Origin of the sequence: Alsobacter ponti, from assembly GCF_024294805.1 — a bacterium.
In the GTDB taxonomy this organism is placed as follows: Bacteria; Pseudomonadota; Alphaproteobacteria; order Rhizobiales; family Beijerinckiaceae; genus Alsobacter; species Alsobacter ponti.
The window spans coordinates 93369-110808 of sequence record NZ_JANCLU010000004.1; the positions used below are offsets into that span (position 1 = coordinate 93369).

The 17440-nt window shown below is 70.3% G+C and carries 13 protein-coding genes; 8 read left to right on the top strand and 5 right to left on the bottom strand.

Annotated features, from left to right (window positions below; translation table 11 throughout):
- The first annotated feature begins 138 nt into the window (after positions 1-138).
- The 3 genes from NK718_RS05585 to NK718_RS05595 all read left to right on the top strand — a co-directional run bounded on the left by NK718_RS05585 (position 139) and on the right by NK718_RS05595 (position 3636).
- Positions 139-813 carry an amino acid ABC transporter permease gene (locus tag NK718_RS05585; RefSeq protein WP_254739446.1) on the top strand — a complete coding sequence of 225 codons (675 nt, stop codon included), beginning with the start codon at positions 139-141 and terminating at the stop codon, positions 811-813.
- A 161-nt stretch (positions 814-974) separates the two neighbouring features.
- Positions 975-2165 carry a fumarylacetoacetate hydrolase family protein gene (locus NK718_RS05590; RefSeq protein ID WP_254739448.1) on the top strand — a complete coding sequence of 397 codons (1191 nt, stop codon included), beginning with the start codon at positions 975-977 and terminating at the stop codon, positions 2163-2165.
- Between the two features lie 22 nt (positions 2166-2187).
- Positions 2188-3636, top strand: a complete 1449-nt coding sequence (locus tag NK718_RS05595; RefSeq protein WP_254739450.1) for an aldehyde dehydrogenase family protein — start codon at positions 2188-2190, stop codon at positions 3634-3636.
- A 94-nt stretch (positions 3637-3730) separates the two neighbouring features.
- Here the strand turns inward: NK718_RS05595 and NK718_RS05600 are convergent, their stop codons facing one another.
- From NK718_RS05600 to kdgD, 4 genes are all read right to left on the bottom strand, one after another.
- On the bottom strand, positions 3731-4501 hold the full coding sequence (locus NK718_RS05600) for a FadR/GntR family transcriptional regulator (protein ID WP_254739452.1): 771 nt from the start codon (positions 4499-4501) through the stop codon (positions 3731-3733).
- A gap of 69 nt (positions 4502-4570) precedes the next feature.
- Positions 4571-5728 carry an enolase C-terminal domain-like protein gene (locus NK718_RS05605; RefSeq protein ID WP_371877223.1) on the bottom strand — a complete coding sequence of 386 codons (1158 nt, stop codon included), beginning with the start codon at positions 5726-5728 and terminating at the stop codon, positions 4571-4573.
- Between the two features lie 80 nt (positions 5729-5808).
- The gene (locus NK718_RS05610) at positions 5809-7752 is read right to left on the bottom strand and encodes an ABC transporter substrate-binding protein (protein WP_254739454.1); all 1944 of its coding nucleotides are present in this window, start codon (positions 7750-7752) and stop codon (positions 5809-5811) included.
- 108 nt (positions 7753-7860) lie between these two features.
- A complete protein-coding gene (gene kdgD / locus NK718_RS05615; RefSeq protein ID WP_254739456.1) occupies positions 7861-8796 on the bottom strand; it encodes a 5-dehydro-4-deoxyglucarate dehydratase in 936 nt (311 codons plus the stop codon).
- 337 nt (positions 8797-9133) lie between these two features.
- On the opposite strand from kdgD, the gene NK718_RS05620 reads away from it, so the two are divergent.
- From NK718_RS05620 to NK718_RS05640, 5 genes are all read left to right on the top strand, one after another.
- Positions 9134-10807 (top strand): ABC transporter substrate-binding protein, encoded by a 1674-nt coding sequence (locus NK718_RS05620; RefSeq protein WP_254739458.1) that lies wholly within the window; start codon positions 9134-9136, stop codon positions 10805-10807.
- A 118-nt stretch (positions 10808-10925) separates the two neighbouring features.
- Positions 10926-11864 (top strand): ABC transporter permease, encoded by a 939-nt coding sequence (locus NK718_RS05625; RefSeq protein ID WP_254739460.1) that lies wholly within the window; start codon positions 10926-10928, stop codon positions 11862-11864.
- Entirely contained in the window at positions 11861-12769 is a 909-nt protein-coding gene (locus NK718_RS05630; protein WP_254739462.1) for an ABC transporter permease, read from the top strand. Before NK718_RS05625 ends, NK718_RS05630 begins: the two co-directional genes overlap by 4 nt.
- Positions 12762-14786: an ABC transporter ATP-binding protein gene (locus tag NK718_RS05635; protein WP_254739464.1), complete on the top strand. Its 2025-nt coding sequence runs from the start codon at positions 12762-12764 to the stop codon at positions 14784-14786. Before NK718_RS05630 ends, NK718_RS05635 begins: the two co-directional genes overlap by 8 nt.
- Before the next feature lie 48 nt (positions 14787-14834).
- Positions 14835-16646 carry an ABC-F family ATP-binding cassette domain-containing protein gene (locus NK718_RS05640; protein WP_254739466.1) on the top strand — a complete coding sequence of 604 codons (1812 nt, stop codon included), beginning with the start codon at positions 14835-14837 and terminating at the stop codon, positions 16644-16646.
- 30 nt (positions 16647-16676) lie between these two features.
- On the opposite strand, the gene NK718_RS05645 is transcribed toward NK718_RS05640, so the two are convergent.
- Positions 16677-17435 (bottom strand): SDR family oxidoreductase, encoded by a 759-nt coding sequence (locus NK718_RS05645; RefSeq protein WP_254739468.1) that lies wholly within the window; start codon positions 17433-17435, stop codon positions 16677-16679.
- Between the last annotated feature and the right edge of the window lie 5 nt (positions 17436-17440).

Sequence of the window (17440 nt, forward strand, 5' to 3'; positions counted from 1 at the left end):
GCGGGCCGCTTCTGAATCTTGCGGGTCCGGCTTCGTGCCGGGCCCGCCGCCCACCTCGCCCCGGCCTCCGTCCGCCCCGCCGCCAGGCGGCGATCCGTTTCCCGCACCCCGCTTCCCCCGCGCAACTCCCTGCCGCGCATGAGCCTCCTCGAAACCTTCTTCAACTGGGACGTGCTGGTCGCGACCATGCCGGCGCTGCTGCGCGGCGTGCTCACCACGATCGCGCTCGGCGTCGCCAGCATCGTGTGCGGCACCGTGCTGGGGCTCGGCGTCAGCCTGGTGCGTCTCTACGCCGCGCGGCCGCTGCGGCTCGCGGCGATGGTCTATATCGACGTGTTCCGCGCCCTGCCGATGTTGGTGGTGCTGATCATCATCTACTACGCGCTGCCGTTCGTGGGCGTGAGGCTGGATTCCTGGACGTCGGCGATCCTCGGCTTCTCGATGGTGCTCGCCGCCTATTCCGCCGAGGTGTTCCGGGCCGGCATCGAGGCCGTGCCGAGGGGCCAGTTCGAGGCCGCCGCCTCGCTCGGCCTGCATTTCATGATGACGTTGCGCAAGGTCGTGCTGCCGCAGGCGATGCGCCTGGTGGTGCCGCCGACGACCTCCAACTGGGTGTCGATGTTCAAGGACACCTCGCTCGCCTCGGTCGTGGCGATGCCGGAGCTGCTGAAAGAGGCGCAGGACGCCCAGGCGCTCAACGCCAATCCGACGCCGCTGATCGGCGCGGCGCTCGTCTACCTCGTGCTGCTCTGGCCGATGGTGCGGCTGGTCGGCCACCTCGAAGAACGCGCGCGCCGCCAGCAGGCCCGCTGAGCCCAAGCCGCGGCGGTTCCCCTCGCTGGACAGGGTCCGGCCGGCGGCGCAATACTGCGCGCCCTTTTCAACGCAGACCCTCGTCGACGGTAGCGCAACGCGCGCTGTCCTCTGCTAAACAGACGCCCGTACGACGACTATAAGACAGCCGGAGAGACGCCTTGGCCCATCTTGTGCTCGACACCGCCACCACCCTGCCGCGGGACGGCGCCGCCGGCGCGCTCGCCGGGCGGATCTGGCGGCCGGACCTCAACGGCCCCTCCGTGGTGGCGATCCGGCCGGCGGGCGGCGGCGTCGACGTGATCGACATCAGCCGGTCCTACGCGACGATGCGCGACTTGTGCGAAATGCCTGATCCCGCCCGCGCGCTGCGCGAATGCGACGGCGAACGCGTCGGCTCCCTGGACGACATCCTCGCCAACACGGCCGCCGAGGGCCGCGACGACAGCCGGCCATATTTGCTCGCCCCGGTCGACCTGCAGGCCATCAAGGCCGCCGGCGTCACCTTCGCCATCTCGATGCTGGAGCGCGTGATCGAGGAGCGCGCGCGCGGCGACGCCGCCGCCGCCGTCGAGATCCGCCGCGAGATCACCGCCCTCGTCGGCGACGACCTCTCCAAGCTCAAGCCCGGCTCGCCCGAGGCGATGCGCCTGAAGGAGGTGCTGATCGCGCAGGGCGCGTGGAGCCAGTATCTCGAGGTCGGCATCGGCCCGGACGCCGAGATCTTCACCAAGGCCCCGGCCATGGCGGCGGTGGGCACGGGAGCCGACGCCGGCATCCACCCGATGTCGACCTGGAATAACCCGGAGCCGGAGGTCGTGCTGGTGGTCGCCTCCACCGGCGCCATCGTCGGCGCGACGCTCGGCAACGACGTCAACCTGCGCGACGTCGAGGGCCGCTCGGCCCTGCTTCTCGGCAAGGCCAAGGACAACAATGCCTCCGCGACGCTGGGGCCGTTCGTGCGCTTCTTCGACGCCAGCTTCACGCTCGACGAGCTGCGCAAGGCCGAGCTGACGCTGGTGGTGGAAGGGCCGGAAGGCTACCGGCTGGAGGGTCATTCCAGCCTGTCGAAGATCAGCCGCGACTTCGCCGACCTCGCCGGCCAGATGCTCGGCAAGCACCACCAGTATCCGGACGGCGCGGTGCTCTACACGGGCACGCTGTTCGCGCCGATCGACGACCGCGACGCCCCGGGCAAGGGCTTCACGCACAAGGTCGACGACATCGTCACCATCGCCACGCCGAAGCTGGGCACGCTCGTCAACCGCATCCGGCACACGAACGAATGCCCGCCCTGGACGTTCGGCGCCTCTCACCTCATGCGCAACCTGGCCCGCCGCGGCCTTCTCTGATTCAAAAACACGAGGCTCTGACATGTCCGACCAGTTCAAGAACCTGATCGCCGGCGAGTGGGTCCAAGGGGCGTCCGTCAACGCCAACATCAACCCGTCCAACACCGGCGACGTCGTCGGCGAATACGCGCGCGCCAGCAAGGCGCAGGCCGAGCAGGCCATCGCCGCCGCCAAGGCCGCGCTGCCGGCGTGGGCGCGCTCCACGCCGCAGGAGCGCTATGAGATCCTGAAAAAGGCGTCGGACGAAATCCTCGCGCGCAAGGAAGAGCTCGGCCGCCTGCTGTCGCGCGAGGAAGGCAAGACCCTGCCGGAGGGCATCGGCGAGGCGACCCGCGCGGGCCAGATCTTCGCGTTCTTCGCCGGCGAATGCCTGCGCCTGAGCGGCGAGAAGCTGGCCTCGGTGCGCCCCGGCGTCGACGTCGACATGACGCGCGAGCCGGTCGGCGTCGTCGGCATGATCACGCCGTGGAACTTCCCGATCGCCATCCCGGCCTGGAAGATCGCGCCCGCGCTGGCCTATGCGAACACCGTCGTCGTCAAGCCCGCCGACCTCGTTCCGGGCTGCGCCTGGGCGCTCGCCGACATTCTGCACCGCGCCGGCCTGCCCAAGGGCGTGCTGAACCTCGTCATGGGCCGCGGCTCCGAGGTGGGCCAGACCATTCTCGACCACAAGGACGTCAACGCCATCACCTTCACCGGCTCGGTCGGCACCGGCCGCAAGGTGGCGCTCGCGGCCGTGTCCGGCCCGGTCATGAAGAAGCTGCAGCTCGAGATGGGCGGCAAGAACCCGCTCGTCGTCCTCGATGACGCCGACCTCAAGACCGCCGTCGAGTGCGCGGTCAACGGCGCGTTCTTCTCCACCGGCCAGCGCTGCACGGCGTCGTCGCGCCTCGTCGTCACCGCCGGCATCCACGACCGCTTCGTCGAGGCCGTGACGGAACGGCTGAAGGGCCTCGTCGTCGACGACGCGCTCAAGGCCGGCACGCATATCGGCCCGGTGGTCGACCAGGGCCAGCTCGACACCGATCTCAAATATATCGGCGTCGCCAAGGAGGAGGGCGCCAAGCTGCACTGGGGCGGCGAACTGCTCAACCGCGAGACGCCCGGCTACTACCTCCAGCCGGCGCTGTTCACCGAGACGACCAACGCCATGCGCATCTCGCGCGAGGAGGTGTTCGGCCCGGTCGCCAACGTCATCCGCGTCAAGGACTACGACGAGGCGCTGGCGGTGGCCAACGACACCGAGTTCGGCCTGTCGGCTGGCATCTGCACCTCGAGCCTGAAATATGCCTCGCACTTCAAGCGCAACAGCGAGGCCGGCATGGTGATGGTCAATCTGCCGACGGCCGGCGTCGACTATCACGTCCCGTTCGGCGGCCGTAAGGGCTCCAGCTACGGCCCCCGCGAGCAGGGCGCCTACGCCCGCGAGTTCTACACCACCGTCAAGACTGCCTACACCTTCCCGGGCTGACCCGGGCGGGACGCAGGCTGAAGCCGAGCGCGCGCGTCACCCGCGCGCGCTCTGGCTTTTTGGGGCCAGGCGCGCCGGTCTGGCGCTGCCGGGATCAGGCCTTGCGGCGGGGACGGCGGGGAGCGGGCTCGGGCAGCGTGGCGGCATCCTCGCCGAGGCGCAGGCGAAGGCGATAGCGCGAGCCGGAGAGGTGCTTTTCCATGGCGCGGCGGGCGGCGGCGGCGTCGCCCTTGGCGAGCGCGGTCTCGATCGCGCGGTGCTCCTGCTGCACGCGCTCGACATAGGCGCGGCGCGCGGCCGGGGTCTCGAACTCGATGCGGCGGCGCGGGATCAGCGTAACGCCGAGCGACTGCAGCAGCCGCGGGAAATAGGGGTTGCCGGAGGCCTCCGCCACGGCGACGTGGAAGTCGAAGTCGGCGTCGACGGAGTCGGCGCCGGCCTCGATCTGGCGGTCGAGCTCGGCCAGCGCCGCGCCGATGCGCGCGAGGTCGTCCGGCGAGCGCCGCTCGGCGGCGAGCGCGCAGGCCTCCATCTCGAGCGTGGCGCGCAGCTCGAGGATGTTGAGGATGTCCTTCAGCGAGGACGCCTCCTCCGGCGTCACCTGGAACGGCACGCCCGACGTCGTGGCCGTGACGAAGGCCCCGCGCCCCTGGCGGGTGTTGACGAGGCCCTCGGCGCGCAGCGCCGCGACGGCCTCGCGCACCACGGTGCGGCTGACGCCGTAGGTCTTCATCAGCTGCGCCTCGGTGGGGATCTGCGCCCCCACCGGCAGGCGGCCGCCGACGATCTCGGCCCTCAGCTGGTTCACGAGGCGGGCCGTGAGGCTCGGCGACGGAGTCAGCAGGTTGCGGTTCTCGGCGTTCATCGACGTGACGGCCCCCCATGCCGGTACGCCCGATACGTACAGCGTCCCGGGGGACGTGTCATGCCACGCTCAGGCTTTGACCAGATTGGCCTCGATATAGTCGAAGTCGATGTCCTCGCCGAGTCCCGGCTCGTCGCGCAGATGGACGTAGCCCTCCTGGTCCATCTCGTCGTCGATGCGCTTCATGTAGGCGGGCGGCGCGTCGTAGTCGATGTGCGGGTGCAGCAGGCCGCGCTCGTAGAACGTGGTGTTCTGGATGGCGGCCGCGACGGCGAGGTTGGCCGCGCCGGTGCCATGCACCTCGCAGCTCATGCCGAAGCTCTCGGCCAGCCGCGCCACCTTCATCGACGGGCCGATGCCGCCGACGTCCCACACGCCGGTGCGCACCATGTCGCAGGCGTTCTTGGCCACCCACTCGGCGCGGGTCCAGTGCTTCCCGAGCATGGTCTCGGGGCCGAGGATGTTGAGCTTGCCGAGATTGCCGGAGAGCCACTGGTAGGACGAGATGGAGGCCTCCTCCATCGGCTCCTCCATCCACAGGAAGCCCAGCTCCTCCAGCTTGTGGCCGAGCCATAGCGTGTCGGCGCGGCTGTACCAGTGGTTCGGATCGAGCATCAGCGGGATGTCCGGGCCCACCGCTTCGCGGACGGCCGCGCAGGCCAGGTAGTCGGACTTGACGTTGGGCGCGCCGGGGATGGGCGGCATCCAGGTGTGCAGCTTCACGGCCTTGTAGCCGCGCGTCTTCACCAGCCACTCGGCGAAGCGGCCGTAGTCCTCGGGGGTGGCCAGCCCGCCCTCGATGTCGTCGCCGCACATGGTCGAGCCATAGGCGAGGATCTTGTCGCGATAGCCGCCGAGCAGCTTCCACACCGGCTGGCCGGTGATCTTGCCGACGAGGTCCCAGAGCGCGAGGTCGACGGTGCACAGCGTGCGGTCGTCGAGAGCGAAGCCCGATCCGCGCTGCCACTTGTACAGCGCGTACCAGATTTTCTCCGTCCGCATCGGATCGGCGCCGAGCAGCACCGGGCGCACATAGGCGGCGAGCAGGTCCTCGCGGGCGTCGCGGGGGGCGACGGTGATGTGGCCCTGTTGGCCGTCGTCGGTGGTGATGGTGAACAGCGTGCGCCTGGCGTCCCGCCACGGGCCCGGATGGGAGTGGCCGTCGGAATCCTTCATCTGGTTCGTCTTGTAGACGAACGTCTTGGTGCTGACGTCGATGATCTTCACGGGAGGTCTCGCTGGGGTGGCGGGGCCGGCCCGCGCGGGGCCGGCCCGAACAGGAACGGGGGGAACATCCCCCCGCGAACTCAGGCGGTGAAGTACATCAGCTGCGTGCCGGCCGTGCCGGGGCTGCCGAAGCTCCACGAGTTGGGCATCTTCTGCGGCACGTTGCGCAGGTTGTTGCGCGCCACGCCGTTGGCGTTGACCGCGAGGCACACGCCGATGCTCTCGAACTGCTCCGCGGCGATGTCGAACACCTGCTTCATCAGCTCGCCGCGCTTCTTCAGGTCCGTCGTGCCGCTGGCCTCGGCGAACAGTTTCATGCGCTGCTTCTGGTGCTCTGGCGGCTCCTGCCCGTCCTTGCCGCCCGAGACGTACCAGAGCGTCCACGGGATCGCGTAGCGCGTGCCCTGCGGGTGCTGGGCGAAGAAGTCGCGCGGGTCGAGCATCGGGTCGAGCCCGCCCGGTCCGCCCCAGACGGCCGCGTCATGGTCGTTGTTGTCGCCGCGCGTGTAGTAGAGCGCGCGCTCGATGACGTTGACCTTCATGTCGATGCCGATCTGCTGCCAGTGCCGCTTCACCAGCTCCAGCGTGTCGATCTGGTAGGGGTTGGCGGGAATGACGTCGACGGTGATGAAGATCTTCTGGCCGTCCGGCCGCTGGCGGAAGCCCTGGCCGTCCTTCTTCCCGTAGCCGATCTTGTCGAGCAGCGCGTTCGCCGCCTTCGGGTCGTGCTCGGTGAACTGGCGGGCGGCCTTCTCGTGGTACCAGGGATGCTCGGGCCGGGGCCCGAACTGCCAGGGCTCCGACTGGCCGAGGAAGACGATCTCGATGATCTCCTTGCGGTCGATGCCTAGCGAGAGCGCCTGCCGGAACTCCCGGTTGGACAGCACCTCCCGCATCTTCGGGTCCTTGTGCGTGATGTTCAGATAGATCTGCACCATCTGGCTGTCGCTGTTGATCAGGTCGTACAGCCGGTAATTGCCCTTCTGGATGCCCTGCGACAGCGTCGGCTTGTTCTGGATGTTGTCGATGTGGCGGTCCTGCAGGTCCAGCCGGCCCGAAACGACGTCCAGCATCAGGGACTCGGAGTCCTGGTAGATGTTGAAGTTGATCCGGTCGACATAGGGCAGCTGCTGGCCGTCGGGGTCGACCTGCCAGAAATACGGGTTGCGCTTCATCGTCACGCGCGTCGCGCCGCCGGTGTAGGGCTCCTCGACGATCCACGCGTCGATGGTCGGCTTCTCGGGGTTGCCCCAGCGCGACGGGATCTCGATGTCGCCGCACTTGGCGCGGAACAGCGCCGCCCAGTCGTTATAGCCCGAAGCCTTGGCCAGTTCGCCGACCTTCGGGTTGAACTTGGGATGGAACTGCGAGCAGTAGTGCCGGGCCCACAGGGTCGGGTGCTGGCCCAGCGGCGTCGCGAGCTGTTCCAGGAACGTGCCGTAGGGGCTCGCGAAGCTGATCTTGACGGTGGTGTCGTCGACCTTGGTGGCCGTGCCCGCCTTGCCGTTGATGACGAGCTGCGAGGGGGGCGACTTGAACAGCTCGGTGTTCTTGGCGCAGTCCTCGATCGCGAACACGACGTCGTCGGCGGTGAAGGGCTGGCCGTCCGACCACTTCATGCCCTTGCGCAGCGTGAACACGTATTCCGTGGCGTCGGCGTTGACCGTCCACTTCTCCGCGACGTTGGGGCCGACCTCGGTGAATTGCGGGTTCCAGCGCACGAGGCCCTGATGGCCCACCATGCGCAGGATGCCGTTGTGGTCGGCCGAGCCGCGCAGGCCGCGCCGCAGCGTGCCGCCGTGGCGGCCGACCCCGTCGACCCCTTTCAGCACCAGCGGATTCTGCGGAAGGCGGTCGGCGAGCTTGGGCAGCTTGCCGTCCGCGGCCAGCTTGGCGAGCTCGGGCGACTCCTTGGCCGCGCCCTGGGCGAAGGCCGGGCCTGCGGCGACGGCCAGCGTGGCCGCTCCCGCGAATCCCTGCAGCACCTTGCGGCGATCGACGCCGCGCGTCCTGTCGTGTGTCATGGGCGATCCTCCCTGGATCGACTGGGGTGAAACCGATTGATCGGCGGCGGGCGCCTTTGGCTTGCCCGCCGGCGGAGGGGTTGGTCCCCTTCCGCCATCCTTGGGCCTTTACTCGGCGGCGACGCCGAGCGCGGGGAAGTTGCGTTCGAGCAGCGCGGCGAGGTCCGCCTCGTCCTTGGGCGTGAGGTCGATCAGCGGGGTGCGCACCGGCCCGGCCGGCTGGCCGATCAGCTTCAGCCCCGCCTTGATGATGCTCACCGCGTAGCCGGGGCGGCGGTTGCGGATCTCGAGGTAGGGCAGGAAGAACTCCCGCAGCATCCGGTCCAGCGCCTTCTGGTCTCCCGCGTGCAGGGCGCGGAAGAAGGAGAGGGCGAAGTCGGGGATGAAGTTGTAGACGGCCGAGGAATAGGTCGTGATGCCCATCGCCTTGCCGGCCAGCGCGTGAACCTCGGCGGTCGGCATGCCGCCGATATAGGTCAGCCGGTCGCCCAGCTTCTGGCGCACGGCCACCAGCAATTCGACGTTGCCGACGCCGTCCTTGAAGCCGACCAGGTTGGGGCAGGCCTCGGCGAGGCGCGCCACCGTGTCGGCGGTCAGCACGCAATTGTCGCGGTTGTAGACGATCACGCCGATCCCGATGCTGTCGCAGATGGCCTTGAAGTGGCGGAACAGCCCCTCCTGCTCCGCGCCGATCAAATATTGCGGCAGCACCAGCACGCCGTGCGCGCCGGCCTTTTCGGCGGCGCGCGAGAAGGCGATGGCGTTGTGCGTTCCGTAGCCGACGCCGGCGATCAGCGGCATCGAGGCGGGCATCGACTCCGCCGCCGCCTTCACGATGCGCGGATACTCCTCCAGCGTCAGCGAGAAGAACTCGCCGGTGCCGCCCGCCGCGAACAGCGCCGCGACGTCCTGCCCAGCCATGCGGGCGACGTGCTCGCGGTACGAAGCCTCGTCGAAGGCGCCGTCGGCGCGAAAATGCGTGACGGGAAACGACAGCAGGCCGGAGCCGACCTTGCCGCGCAGCGCGGCGTGGGAGAACGTCATGGGACCTCGCGAGGCGCGTCGCCGGCCGCATGGGGCCGGGGGTCGGCAGGGCTCATACGGTTATCGTACAACTACAAAGCCACGTCAATCCTGGGCCGGACGCCTGAGCCGGGCGCGGGCGGGCCCCAGGGGGATCGTTCGGCGGACGAGCATCCCGCCAGTTTGTCCTGAAGCTCCGGTTTCGCCGCCAGCGTGCCTCCGCAAGCCGACATTGGGCAGGCGAGGGGACCCGGCAAAGCAATCGCTTGTCGGCGGCATGATCAATGCTACGCTGAATTTTCCGGAAGCCGCTCGCCTTCGGGCCGCGGTACATAATCAGAAAGCGGGAGGGGAACCGATGACTGATCCGATGGAGCACCCGGTCCTGAAGGACGCCACGCGCGAGCTGCGGGAGGGCCGGCTGGACCGGCGCGCCTTCCTGCGCGTCGCCACGCTGCTCGGCGTCTCCGCCGGCGCAGCCTACGGCATGGCGGGTTTGCCCGCGCCCGCGCTGGCCCAGACCGCGCAGCCCAAGAAGGGCGGCACGCTGCGCCTCGGCATGCGCGTGCACGACCTGTCGAGCCCGCACACCTATTCGTGGATCGAGGCCGCCAACGCCGGCCGCCAGACGCTCGACTACCTCACCCAGACCGGCCCGGACAACGTCACCCGGCCGCACCTCGTCGCCAAATGGACAGCGAGCCCGGACCTCAAGGTCTGGACGTTCGAGCTGCGCAAGGACGTCAAGTGGCGCAAGGGCGGCCGCACCTTCAACGCCGACGACGCGATCTGGAACATCAACCGCGTGCTGGACGCCAAGACCGGCTCCTCCGTGGTCGGCCTGCTCAAGGGCTTCATTCTGGAGGAGTATGAAACGGGCGAGAAGGACGACAAGGGCGCGGCCAAGAAGTCGACCAGGCTGTGGGCGCCGAACGCTATCGAGAAGGTCGATGAGTTCACCTTCCGCCTCAACGGAAAGGCGGCGAACCTCGCCATCCCCGAGGCGCTCTATCACTATCCCTTCCTGATGCTCGACCCCGCCGAGGGCGGCAAGTTCGGCGTCGGCTCCAACGGCACCGGCGCCTACGAGCTGACGGAGCTCGAGATCGGCCGTCGCGCCGTGTTCACGGCCCGCAAGGACGGCTATTTCGCCGGCGGCCCGTGGATCGAGCGCTTCGAGATCATCGACATCGGCGAAGATCCCGCGGCCGCGGTGGCGGCGCTGGCCTCCAAGCAGATCGACATGGAGTACCAGGGCTCCATCGCGACTCTGCCGGCCATGGAGAAACTGACGCACCTGCAGATGTTCAAGGTCGACACCGCCTACACGGCGGTCGCCCGCGTGCATCCGATCAAGCCGTTCGACGACAAGCGGGTGCGCCAGGCGTTGCGCTACGCCACCGACACGGAGGCGACGCTGAAGGCGGCGCATCGCGGCCTCGGCCTGCCGGGCGACCACCATCACGTCGCGCCCGTGCATCCCGAGTACGCCCCCAACATCGCCCAGAAGCACGACGTCGCGAAGGCCAAGGCGCTGCTCGCGGAAGCCGGCTACCCCAACGGCATCGACGCGGAGATCGCCTGCCGCCCGCAGCCGGACTGGGAGCTCCTGGCCGTCCAGACCATGGTCGAGCAGTGGAAGGCGGCCGGCATCCGCGTGAAGATCAACGTGATGCCCTCGGCCCAGTACTGGGACGTGTGGACCAAGGTGCCGTTCGGCTTCACCACCTGGGCGCATCGCCCGCTCGGCACCATGGTGCTCGGCCTCGCCTACCGCACCGGCGCGTCGTGGAACGAGGCGAACTGGTCCAACGCGGAGTTCGACAAGCTCATCACCGAGGCCGAGGGCTATCTCGACGTCGAGAAGCGCCGGCAGGTGATGGCCAAGCTGGAGCAGATCCTGCTCGAGGACGGCCCGGTCGTCGTGCCGCTGTGGCGGGCGCTGTTCGCCCACGCCGACAAGAAGGTGAAGGGCTACCAGTTGCACCCGTCGGTCTACATCGACGTGTACAAGATCTGGGTCGAGGCCTGATCCGTCGCCACGCCCGTCCGCGCCGGAGCGCGGGCGGGCCGCCGGCCCGCCGCTCGCCGATGGGCGGCGTCTCGCCTGACGGCCGGCTTCGCGCCGGGCCTCCGGCCAGGGAGCATGGATGGCGCGCTACCTGCTGAAACAGCTCTTCAACATGGCGATCACCCTGTTCGCGGTGACGTTCATCGTGTTCGTGCTGAACGAGCTGACGCCGGGCGACGTCGTGCGCAAGCTGCTCGGCCCCTATGCGAGCGCCGACCAGGTGGAGAAGGTGACGCGCGAGATGGGCCTCGACCGGCCGGTTATGGTCCGCTACGCCGAATACATGGCCAACGCCGCGCGCGGCGATTTCGGCCAGTCCATCGTGTTCCGCCGCCCCGTCTCAGAGGTGCTGTGGGACAGGCTCGGCAACACGCTGCTGCTCGCCGGCGTCTGCTTCGCCATCATCGTGCCGTTCTCCGTGCTGCTTGGCGTGCTGGCCGGCATGCGCGAGCGCGGCTGGATCGACCGCTCGGTGTCGGTCTTCTCGTCGGTGTGCGCCTCCATCCCCGAGTTCGCGATGGGCGTGTTCCTGCTCGCCATCTTCGTCGTGCAGCTCGGCTGGCTGCCGGGCACCTCGCCGCTCCGCGACGACACGGGCTGGCCGATCTGGACCCAGCTCGTCCTGCCGGCGGCGGTCGTGGTGCTCTATGACGCGGGCTACCTGATCGCCATGATCCGCACCTCGATGGTGGAGGTGATGCGCCAGCCCTTCATCCGGACGGCGGTGCTGAAGGGCATGAGCTTCCGCCGCGTCGTGGTGAAGCACGCCCTGCGCAACGCGCTGATCGCGCCGTTCACGGTCATCCTGCTGCAGATCAACTATCTCGTCGCCGGGCTGGTGGTCGTCGAGATGGTGTTCGCCTATCCCGGCTTCGGCCGCATGATGCTGGAAGCGGCGCTGGCGAAGGACATCGCCATCGTCGAGGCGGGCACGCTGGTCGCCGTATCCGTGACCATGCTGACCCAGGTGGTCGGCGACCTCGGCTACCGCGCGCTCGACCCGAGGATCTCGATATGACGGAGACGGACCGCGCCGCGCCAGAGGGGCTTGCCGTCGCGCCTGTGCGACGGACCGGCCGCGCCTTCGCCGCGCGCGGGGCGAAGGGGCTCAAGGCCGCGCTCACCGCCTCCCCAATCGCCACGCTGGGCGGCGCGATCATCCTGTTCTGGGCGATCTGCGCGGTGCTGGCGCCGTGGCTCGCCCCCTACCCGCCCAACCAGCTCGATCCGATGGCGCTGGTCGATCCCTTCCCCTCGGCGCAGCACTGGCTCGGCACGGACCAGCTCGGCCGCGACATCCTGTCCCGCCTGCTGTGGGGCGCGCGCACGGTGCTCACCGTCGCCCCCGTCGCGGTGCTGGCGGCGGCGGTGGTCGGGACGCTGCTCGGGCTCGTCTCGGGCTATCGCGGCGGCGTCGTCGACGCCCTGGTGATGCGCGTCGGCGACGTCATGCTCGCCTTCCCGCAGATCATTCTCTACCTCATCGTCATCACCAAGTTCGGCGCGTCGGCGCTCAACATCGTGCTCGTCATCGCCGTCACCAAGGCGCCGATCATCGCGCGCATCGTGCGCGCCGTGACGCTCGACGTGCGCAACCGCGACTACGTGGCGGCGGCGCGCATGCGCGGGGAGAGCACGCTGCACATCCTGCTCGTCGAGATCCTGCCCAACGCGCGCGGGCCGCTGATCGTCGATATCTTCCTGCGCCTCGGCTACACGACCATCGCCATCGGCGTGCTCGGCTTCCTCGGCATCGGCCTGCCGCCGCCGGACCCGGACTGGGGTGGCATGATCAAGGAGAGCTACGGGCTGCTGTTCGTCTATCCGCACATGACGCTGATCCCGGCGGTGGCGGTGTCGTCCCTGGTGGTGGGCTTCAACTTCCTGGCCACCGGCATTCGCGAGGCGTCGTTCGATGTCTGACGTGCTGCGGATGGAGAATGTCGGCATCGACTACGCCAACCGTCGCACACGCATGCGCATCGTGGACGATGTCAGCCTGAGCATCGGCCCCGGCGAGGCGCTGGGCCTCGTCGGCGAGTCGGGTTGCGGAAAGTCGACGCTGGCGCTGGCGGCGCTGAGCTACCTGCCGCGCGGCATGCGGGTGAGCTCGGGGCGCGTCCTGTTCGACGGGCGAGACCTCGCGACGCTGGACGACGCGGCGCTGCGCTCGCTGCGCGGTAACCGCGTCGCCATGGTCTACCAGGACCCGATGAGCAGCCTCAACCCGGTGGTCACCATCGGCCGCCAGCTCGTCGAGGTGCCGATGCTGCACGGCGAGCGCAGCGCGGCCGCCGCCCGCGACCGCGCCATCGCCATGCTCGCCGAGGTGCGCCTGCCCGACCCCGAGCGCATGATGAGCCGCTACCCGCACGAGCTGTCGGGCGGCCAGCAGCAGCGCGTCGTCATCGCCATGGCGCTGATGGCCGAGCCGGCGCTGCTGATCCTCGACGAGCCGACCACCGGGCTCGACGTGACCATCGAGGCGGCGATCCTCGACCTGGTGCGCGAGCTGCGCCGGAAGTTCGGCACCGCCATCCTGTTCATCTCGCACAATCTCGGCACTGTGGCGCGCATCTGCGACCGCATCGGCGTGCTCTACGCCGGCCGGCTGGTCGAGACCGGCGACATCCGCGCCGTGTTCGGCGCGCCGGCGCATCCCTATACGCGCGGCCTGCTGGCGGCGCTGCCGCGCCTGGAGGCGGGGCGCGGCGGGGCGCGGCTGACGCCGGTCGCCGGCACGTTGACGGCGGCGGACCGGGCGCGGGTCGGCTGCGCCTTCTCGCCCCGCTGCTCCCACGCGCTGCCCGCCGCCTGCGACGCCGGGCCGGTTCCGATGCTGCCGGCCGACGCGGAGCCGGGCCACGTGGCGCGCTGCGCCCGCCTCGAGGCCGTGCGCGACAGCCGCCCGGCGACGCCGGCGGCCGAGGCGACGCGCGGGCGCGACGAGGACAGCCCGGTGCTGCTCGACGTGCGCGACCTGTCGATGGTCTACGCCATCGGGGGCGGGCTTTCGGGAGGGCCGCGCGCGGAGCTGCGCGCGCTCTCCGACGTCAGCCTGGCCGCCGACGCCGGCCGCACGCTCGCCGTGGTCGGCGAGTCCGGCAGCGGCAAGTCGACACTCGCCAAGCTCCTGTCCGGCCTCGTGACGGCGAGCGAGGGCCAGGCGCTGTTCGCCGGCGCCGACCTCGCCGCGCTCCCCGTCGACGAGCGGCCGGCCGACCTCAAGCGCCGCCTGCAGATGGTGTTCCAGAACCCGGATTCGACGCTCAATCCCAGCCACAGCATCGAGCACGCCGTGGTGCGGCCGCTGCGTCTGCTGCGCGGGCTGGGGCGGGCGCAGGCGAAGGAGGCCGCGGCGCGGCTGCTGGAGCGGGTGCGCCTGCCCGCCGATATGCTGCGGCGCATGCCGCACCAGCTCTCCGGCGGCCAGCGCCAGCGCGTGGCGCTGGCCCGGGCCTTCGCCGGCGACCCGCAACTCGTCATCGCCGACGAGCCGACCTCGGCGCTCGACGTGTCGGTGCAGGCCGCCATCGTCAACCTGCTGGCGGAGTTGCAGGACGCGTCCGGCATCGCGCTGCTGCTGATCAGCCACGACCTCGCCCTGGTCCGGCACATGGCCGACCGGGTCGCTGTGCTCTATCTCGGCCGCATCGTCGAATACGGGCCGGCCGACCTCGTCTTCGCGCCGCCGTGGCACCCCTACACCAAGGCCCTGCTGGCCGCCGCGCCCCGCCCGGACCCGGACGCGCCGGAGCCGGAGGTGATCCTGGGCGGCGTCATGCCGAGCCCCCTCGACCCGCCGAAGGGCTGCGTGTTCGCGTCGCGCTGCCCGCGCCGCATCGGGCCGGTCTGCGACACCACGCCGCCGCCGGTCCGCCACCCCGCGCCGGGCCTCACCGTGGCGTGCCATCTCGAGATCGCCGATCTGCCCTCCTGACGCGCCGCGAGGCTTGCGCGCGCCTGAGCGATCTGCCACTTCCCCGGCATGGCTTCTCCACCCATCCTTCTGCTGCAGGACATCCACCTCACCTTCGGCGGCACGCCGCTCATCGAGGGAGCTGAGCTGTCCGTCGCCCCGGGCGAGCGGCTGGCGCTGGTCGGGCGCAACGGCTCCGGCAAGTCGACCCTGCTGCGTATCGCCGCGGGCCTGATCGAGGCCGACAGGGGCACGCGCTTCGCGCAGCCCGGCGCGACGATCCGCTATCTGCCGCAGGAGCCGGACCTGTCCGGCTTTCCCAGCACGCTCGCCTATGTCGAAGCTGGCCTCGCGCCCGGCGACGACGCCTACCGCGCCGCCTATCTTCTGCGCGAGCTCGGCCTCACGGGCGAGGAAGACACGGCGCGGCTCTCCGGCGGGGAGGCGCGCCGCGCCGCGCTGGCCCGCGTGCTCGCGCCGGAGCCGGACATCCTGCTGCTCGACGAACCGACCAATCATCTCGACCTGCCGGCCATCGAGTGGCTGGAGAACGAGATCCGCACGATGCGCTCGGCGCTCGTGCTGATCAGCCATGACAGGCGCTTCCTGGAGAACCTGTCGCGCGCCACGGTGTGGCTCGACCGCGGCCGCACGCGGCGGATGGAGCAAGGCTTCGGCGCGTTCGAGGCGTGGCGCGACGCCGTGCTGGAGCAGGAGGAGCTGGACGCCCACAAGCTCGACCGGCGCATCGTCGCCGAGGAGCATTGGGTGCGCTACGGCGTCACCGCGCGCCGCAAGCGAAACGTGCGCCGGATGGCCGAGCTTTCGAAAATGCGCCAGGACGCGCGCGAGCGCCGCCGCGCCGCGGGCGCGGTGAAGCTCACCGTCTCGGACGCCGACATCTCCGGCAAGCTGGTCGTCGAGGCGCTGGGCGTGTCCAAGAGCTTCGGAGACCGCGCCGTGGTGCGCGATTTCTCCACCCGTATCCTGCGCGGCGACCGCGTCGGCCTCGTCGGCCCCAACGGGGCCGGCAAGACCACGCTGCTGCACATGCTCACCGGCGCGCTGGCGCCGGACTCCGGCACCGTGCGCACCGGCGCCAACCTGCAGAGTGTCACGCTGGAGCAGGGCCGCGACAGCCTCGACCCGGCGACAAGCCTCGTCGACACGCTGACCGGCGGCCGCGGCGAGACGCTGACGGTGGGCGGCGTGTCGAAGCACGTCATGAGCTACATGAAGGACTTCCTGTTCTCGCCCGAGCAGGCGCGCACGCCGGTGGGCGTGCTCTCCGGCGGCGAGCGCGGCCGTCTCGTGCTGGCCCGCGCGCTGGCGCAGCCCTCCAACCTGCTGGTTCTCGACGAGCCGACCAACGACCTCGACCTGGAGACGCTCGACCTGTTGCAGGAGATGCTGGCCGACTACGCGGGTACGGTGCTGCTGGTCAGCCACGACCGCGACTTCCTCGACCGCGTCGCGACTTCGGTGATCGTGTCGGAGGGCGACGGGCGCTGGGTGGAGTACGCCGGCGGCTATTCCGACATGGTCGCCCAGCGCGGCGAGGGGGTGACGGCGCGCGCCGCCGCCGCCGCGAAGCCGCGCGAGCGCGAGGCCGCCGCGCCGCCCCAGCCGCAGGCTCCTTCCCGCCGCAAGATGTCCTTCAAGGACAAGCACGCGCTCGAAACGCTGCCCGGCCGCATGGAGAAGCTGCAGGCCGACATGCGCGGCTGGCAGGACGAGCTGCACGACCCGGCGCTCTACACGCGCGACCCCGCCCGCTTCGCCAGGCTCACCGACGCCATCGCCAAGGCCCACGCCGACCTCGCCGCCATGGAAGACGACTGGCTGCGCCTCGAGATGCTGCGCGAGGAAATGGAAGGATAGGAGGCCCGGCGGGGCGCGGGCGACGCGCGGTCAGCGCCCGCCGGTGACCCGGTAGACCGCGCCGGTGACGTAGGCGGCGTCCTGCGAGAGCAGGAACAGGATGACGCGGGCGACCTCCTCGGCCGTGCCGCCGCGCTGCATCGGCACCATCGGCGCAAGGCGCTCGATGCGGCCGCCCAGCCCGGCGGTCTCGTGAATGTCGGTCTCGATCAGGCCGGGCGCGACGGCGTTGACGCGGATGTTCTCCGCGCCGAGCTCCTTCGACAGCCCGATGGTGAGCGAGTCGATGGCCCCCTTGGACGCCGCGTACCAGACGAAGTCGTTCGGCGCGCCCAGCCACACCGCGGCCGAGGAGAGATTGACGATGGCGCCGCCGGACCCGCCGTGGCGCGGCGACATGCGGCGGATCGCCTCGCGCGCCACCAGGATCGCGCCGGTGACGTTGAGGTCGATCACCCGGCGCACGTCGTCCGGCGGGGCGTCGTCCAGCCGGCTGGCGCGGCCGGTGATGCCCGCGTTGTTGACGAGATGGGTCAGCCGTCCGAGCTCGTGGTCGACGCGCGTGAACACGCGCTCGATGTCGGCCTCGTCGGACACGTCGCCGCGCACCGCGATGGCCTGCACGCCGTGGCCGCGGCACTCGGCGGCGAGCGCCTCGGCGGCGGCTTCCTCGCTGCGATAGTTGATGGCCAGGTCGTAGCCTTGGGCGGCGGCGAGGCGGCAGGTCGCCGCGCCGATGCCCCGGCTGCCGCCGGTGACGAGCAGGACGGGGCGGGGCGCGGCGGTCATCGCGG

Coding starts and splice junctions, on each gene's coding strand:
- NK718_RS05625 (WP_254739460.1), top strand. CDS start 10,926: ATGGCGCGCTACCTGCTGAAACAGCTCTTCAACATGGCGATCACCCTG.
- NK718_RS05610 (WP_254739454.1), bottom strand. CDS start 7,752: ATGACACACGACAGGACGCGCGGCGTCGATCGCCGCAAGGTGCTGCAG.
- NK718_RS05585 (WP_254739446.1), top strand. CDS start 139: ATGAGCCTCCTCGAAACCTTCTTCAACTGGGACGTGCTGGTCGCGACC.
- NK718_RS05595 (WP_254739450.1), top strand. CDS start 2,188: ATGTCCGACCAGTTCAAGAACCTGATCGCCGGCGAGTGGGTCCAAGGG.
- NK718_RS05640 (WP_254739466.1), top strand. CDS start 14,835: ATGGCTTCTCCACCCATCCTTCTGCTGCAGGACATCCACCTCACCTTC.
- NK718_RS05620 (WP_254739458.1), top strand. CDS start 9,134: ATGACTGATCCGATGGAGCACCCGGTCCTGAAGGACGCCACGCGCGAG.
- NK718_RS05635 (WP_254739464.1), top strand. CDS start 12,762: ATGTCTGACGTGCTGCGGATGGAGAATGTCGGCATCGACTACGCCAAC.
- NK718_RS05630 (WP_254739462.1), top strand. CDS start 11,861: ATGACGGAGACGGACCGCGCCGCGCCAGAGGGGCTTGCCGTCGCGCCT.
- NK718_RS05600 (WP_254739452.1), bottom strand. CDS start 4,501: ATGAACGCCGAGAACCGCAACCTGCTGACTCCGTCGCCGAGCCTCACG.
- NK718_RS05645 (WP_254739468.1), bottom strand. CDS start 17,435: ATGACCGCCGCGCCCCGCCCCGTCCTGCTCGTCACCGGCGGCAGCCGG.
- kdgD (WP_254739456.1), bottom strand. CDS start 8,796: ATGACGTTCTCCCACGCCGCGCTGCGCGGCAAGGTCGGCTCCGGCCTG.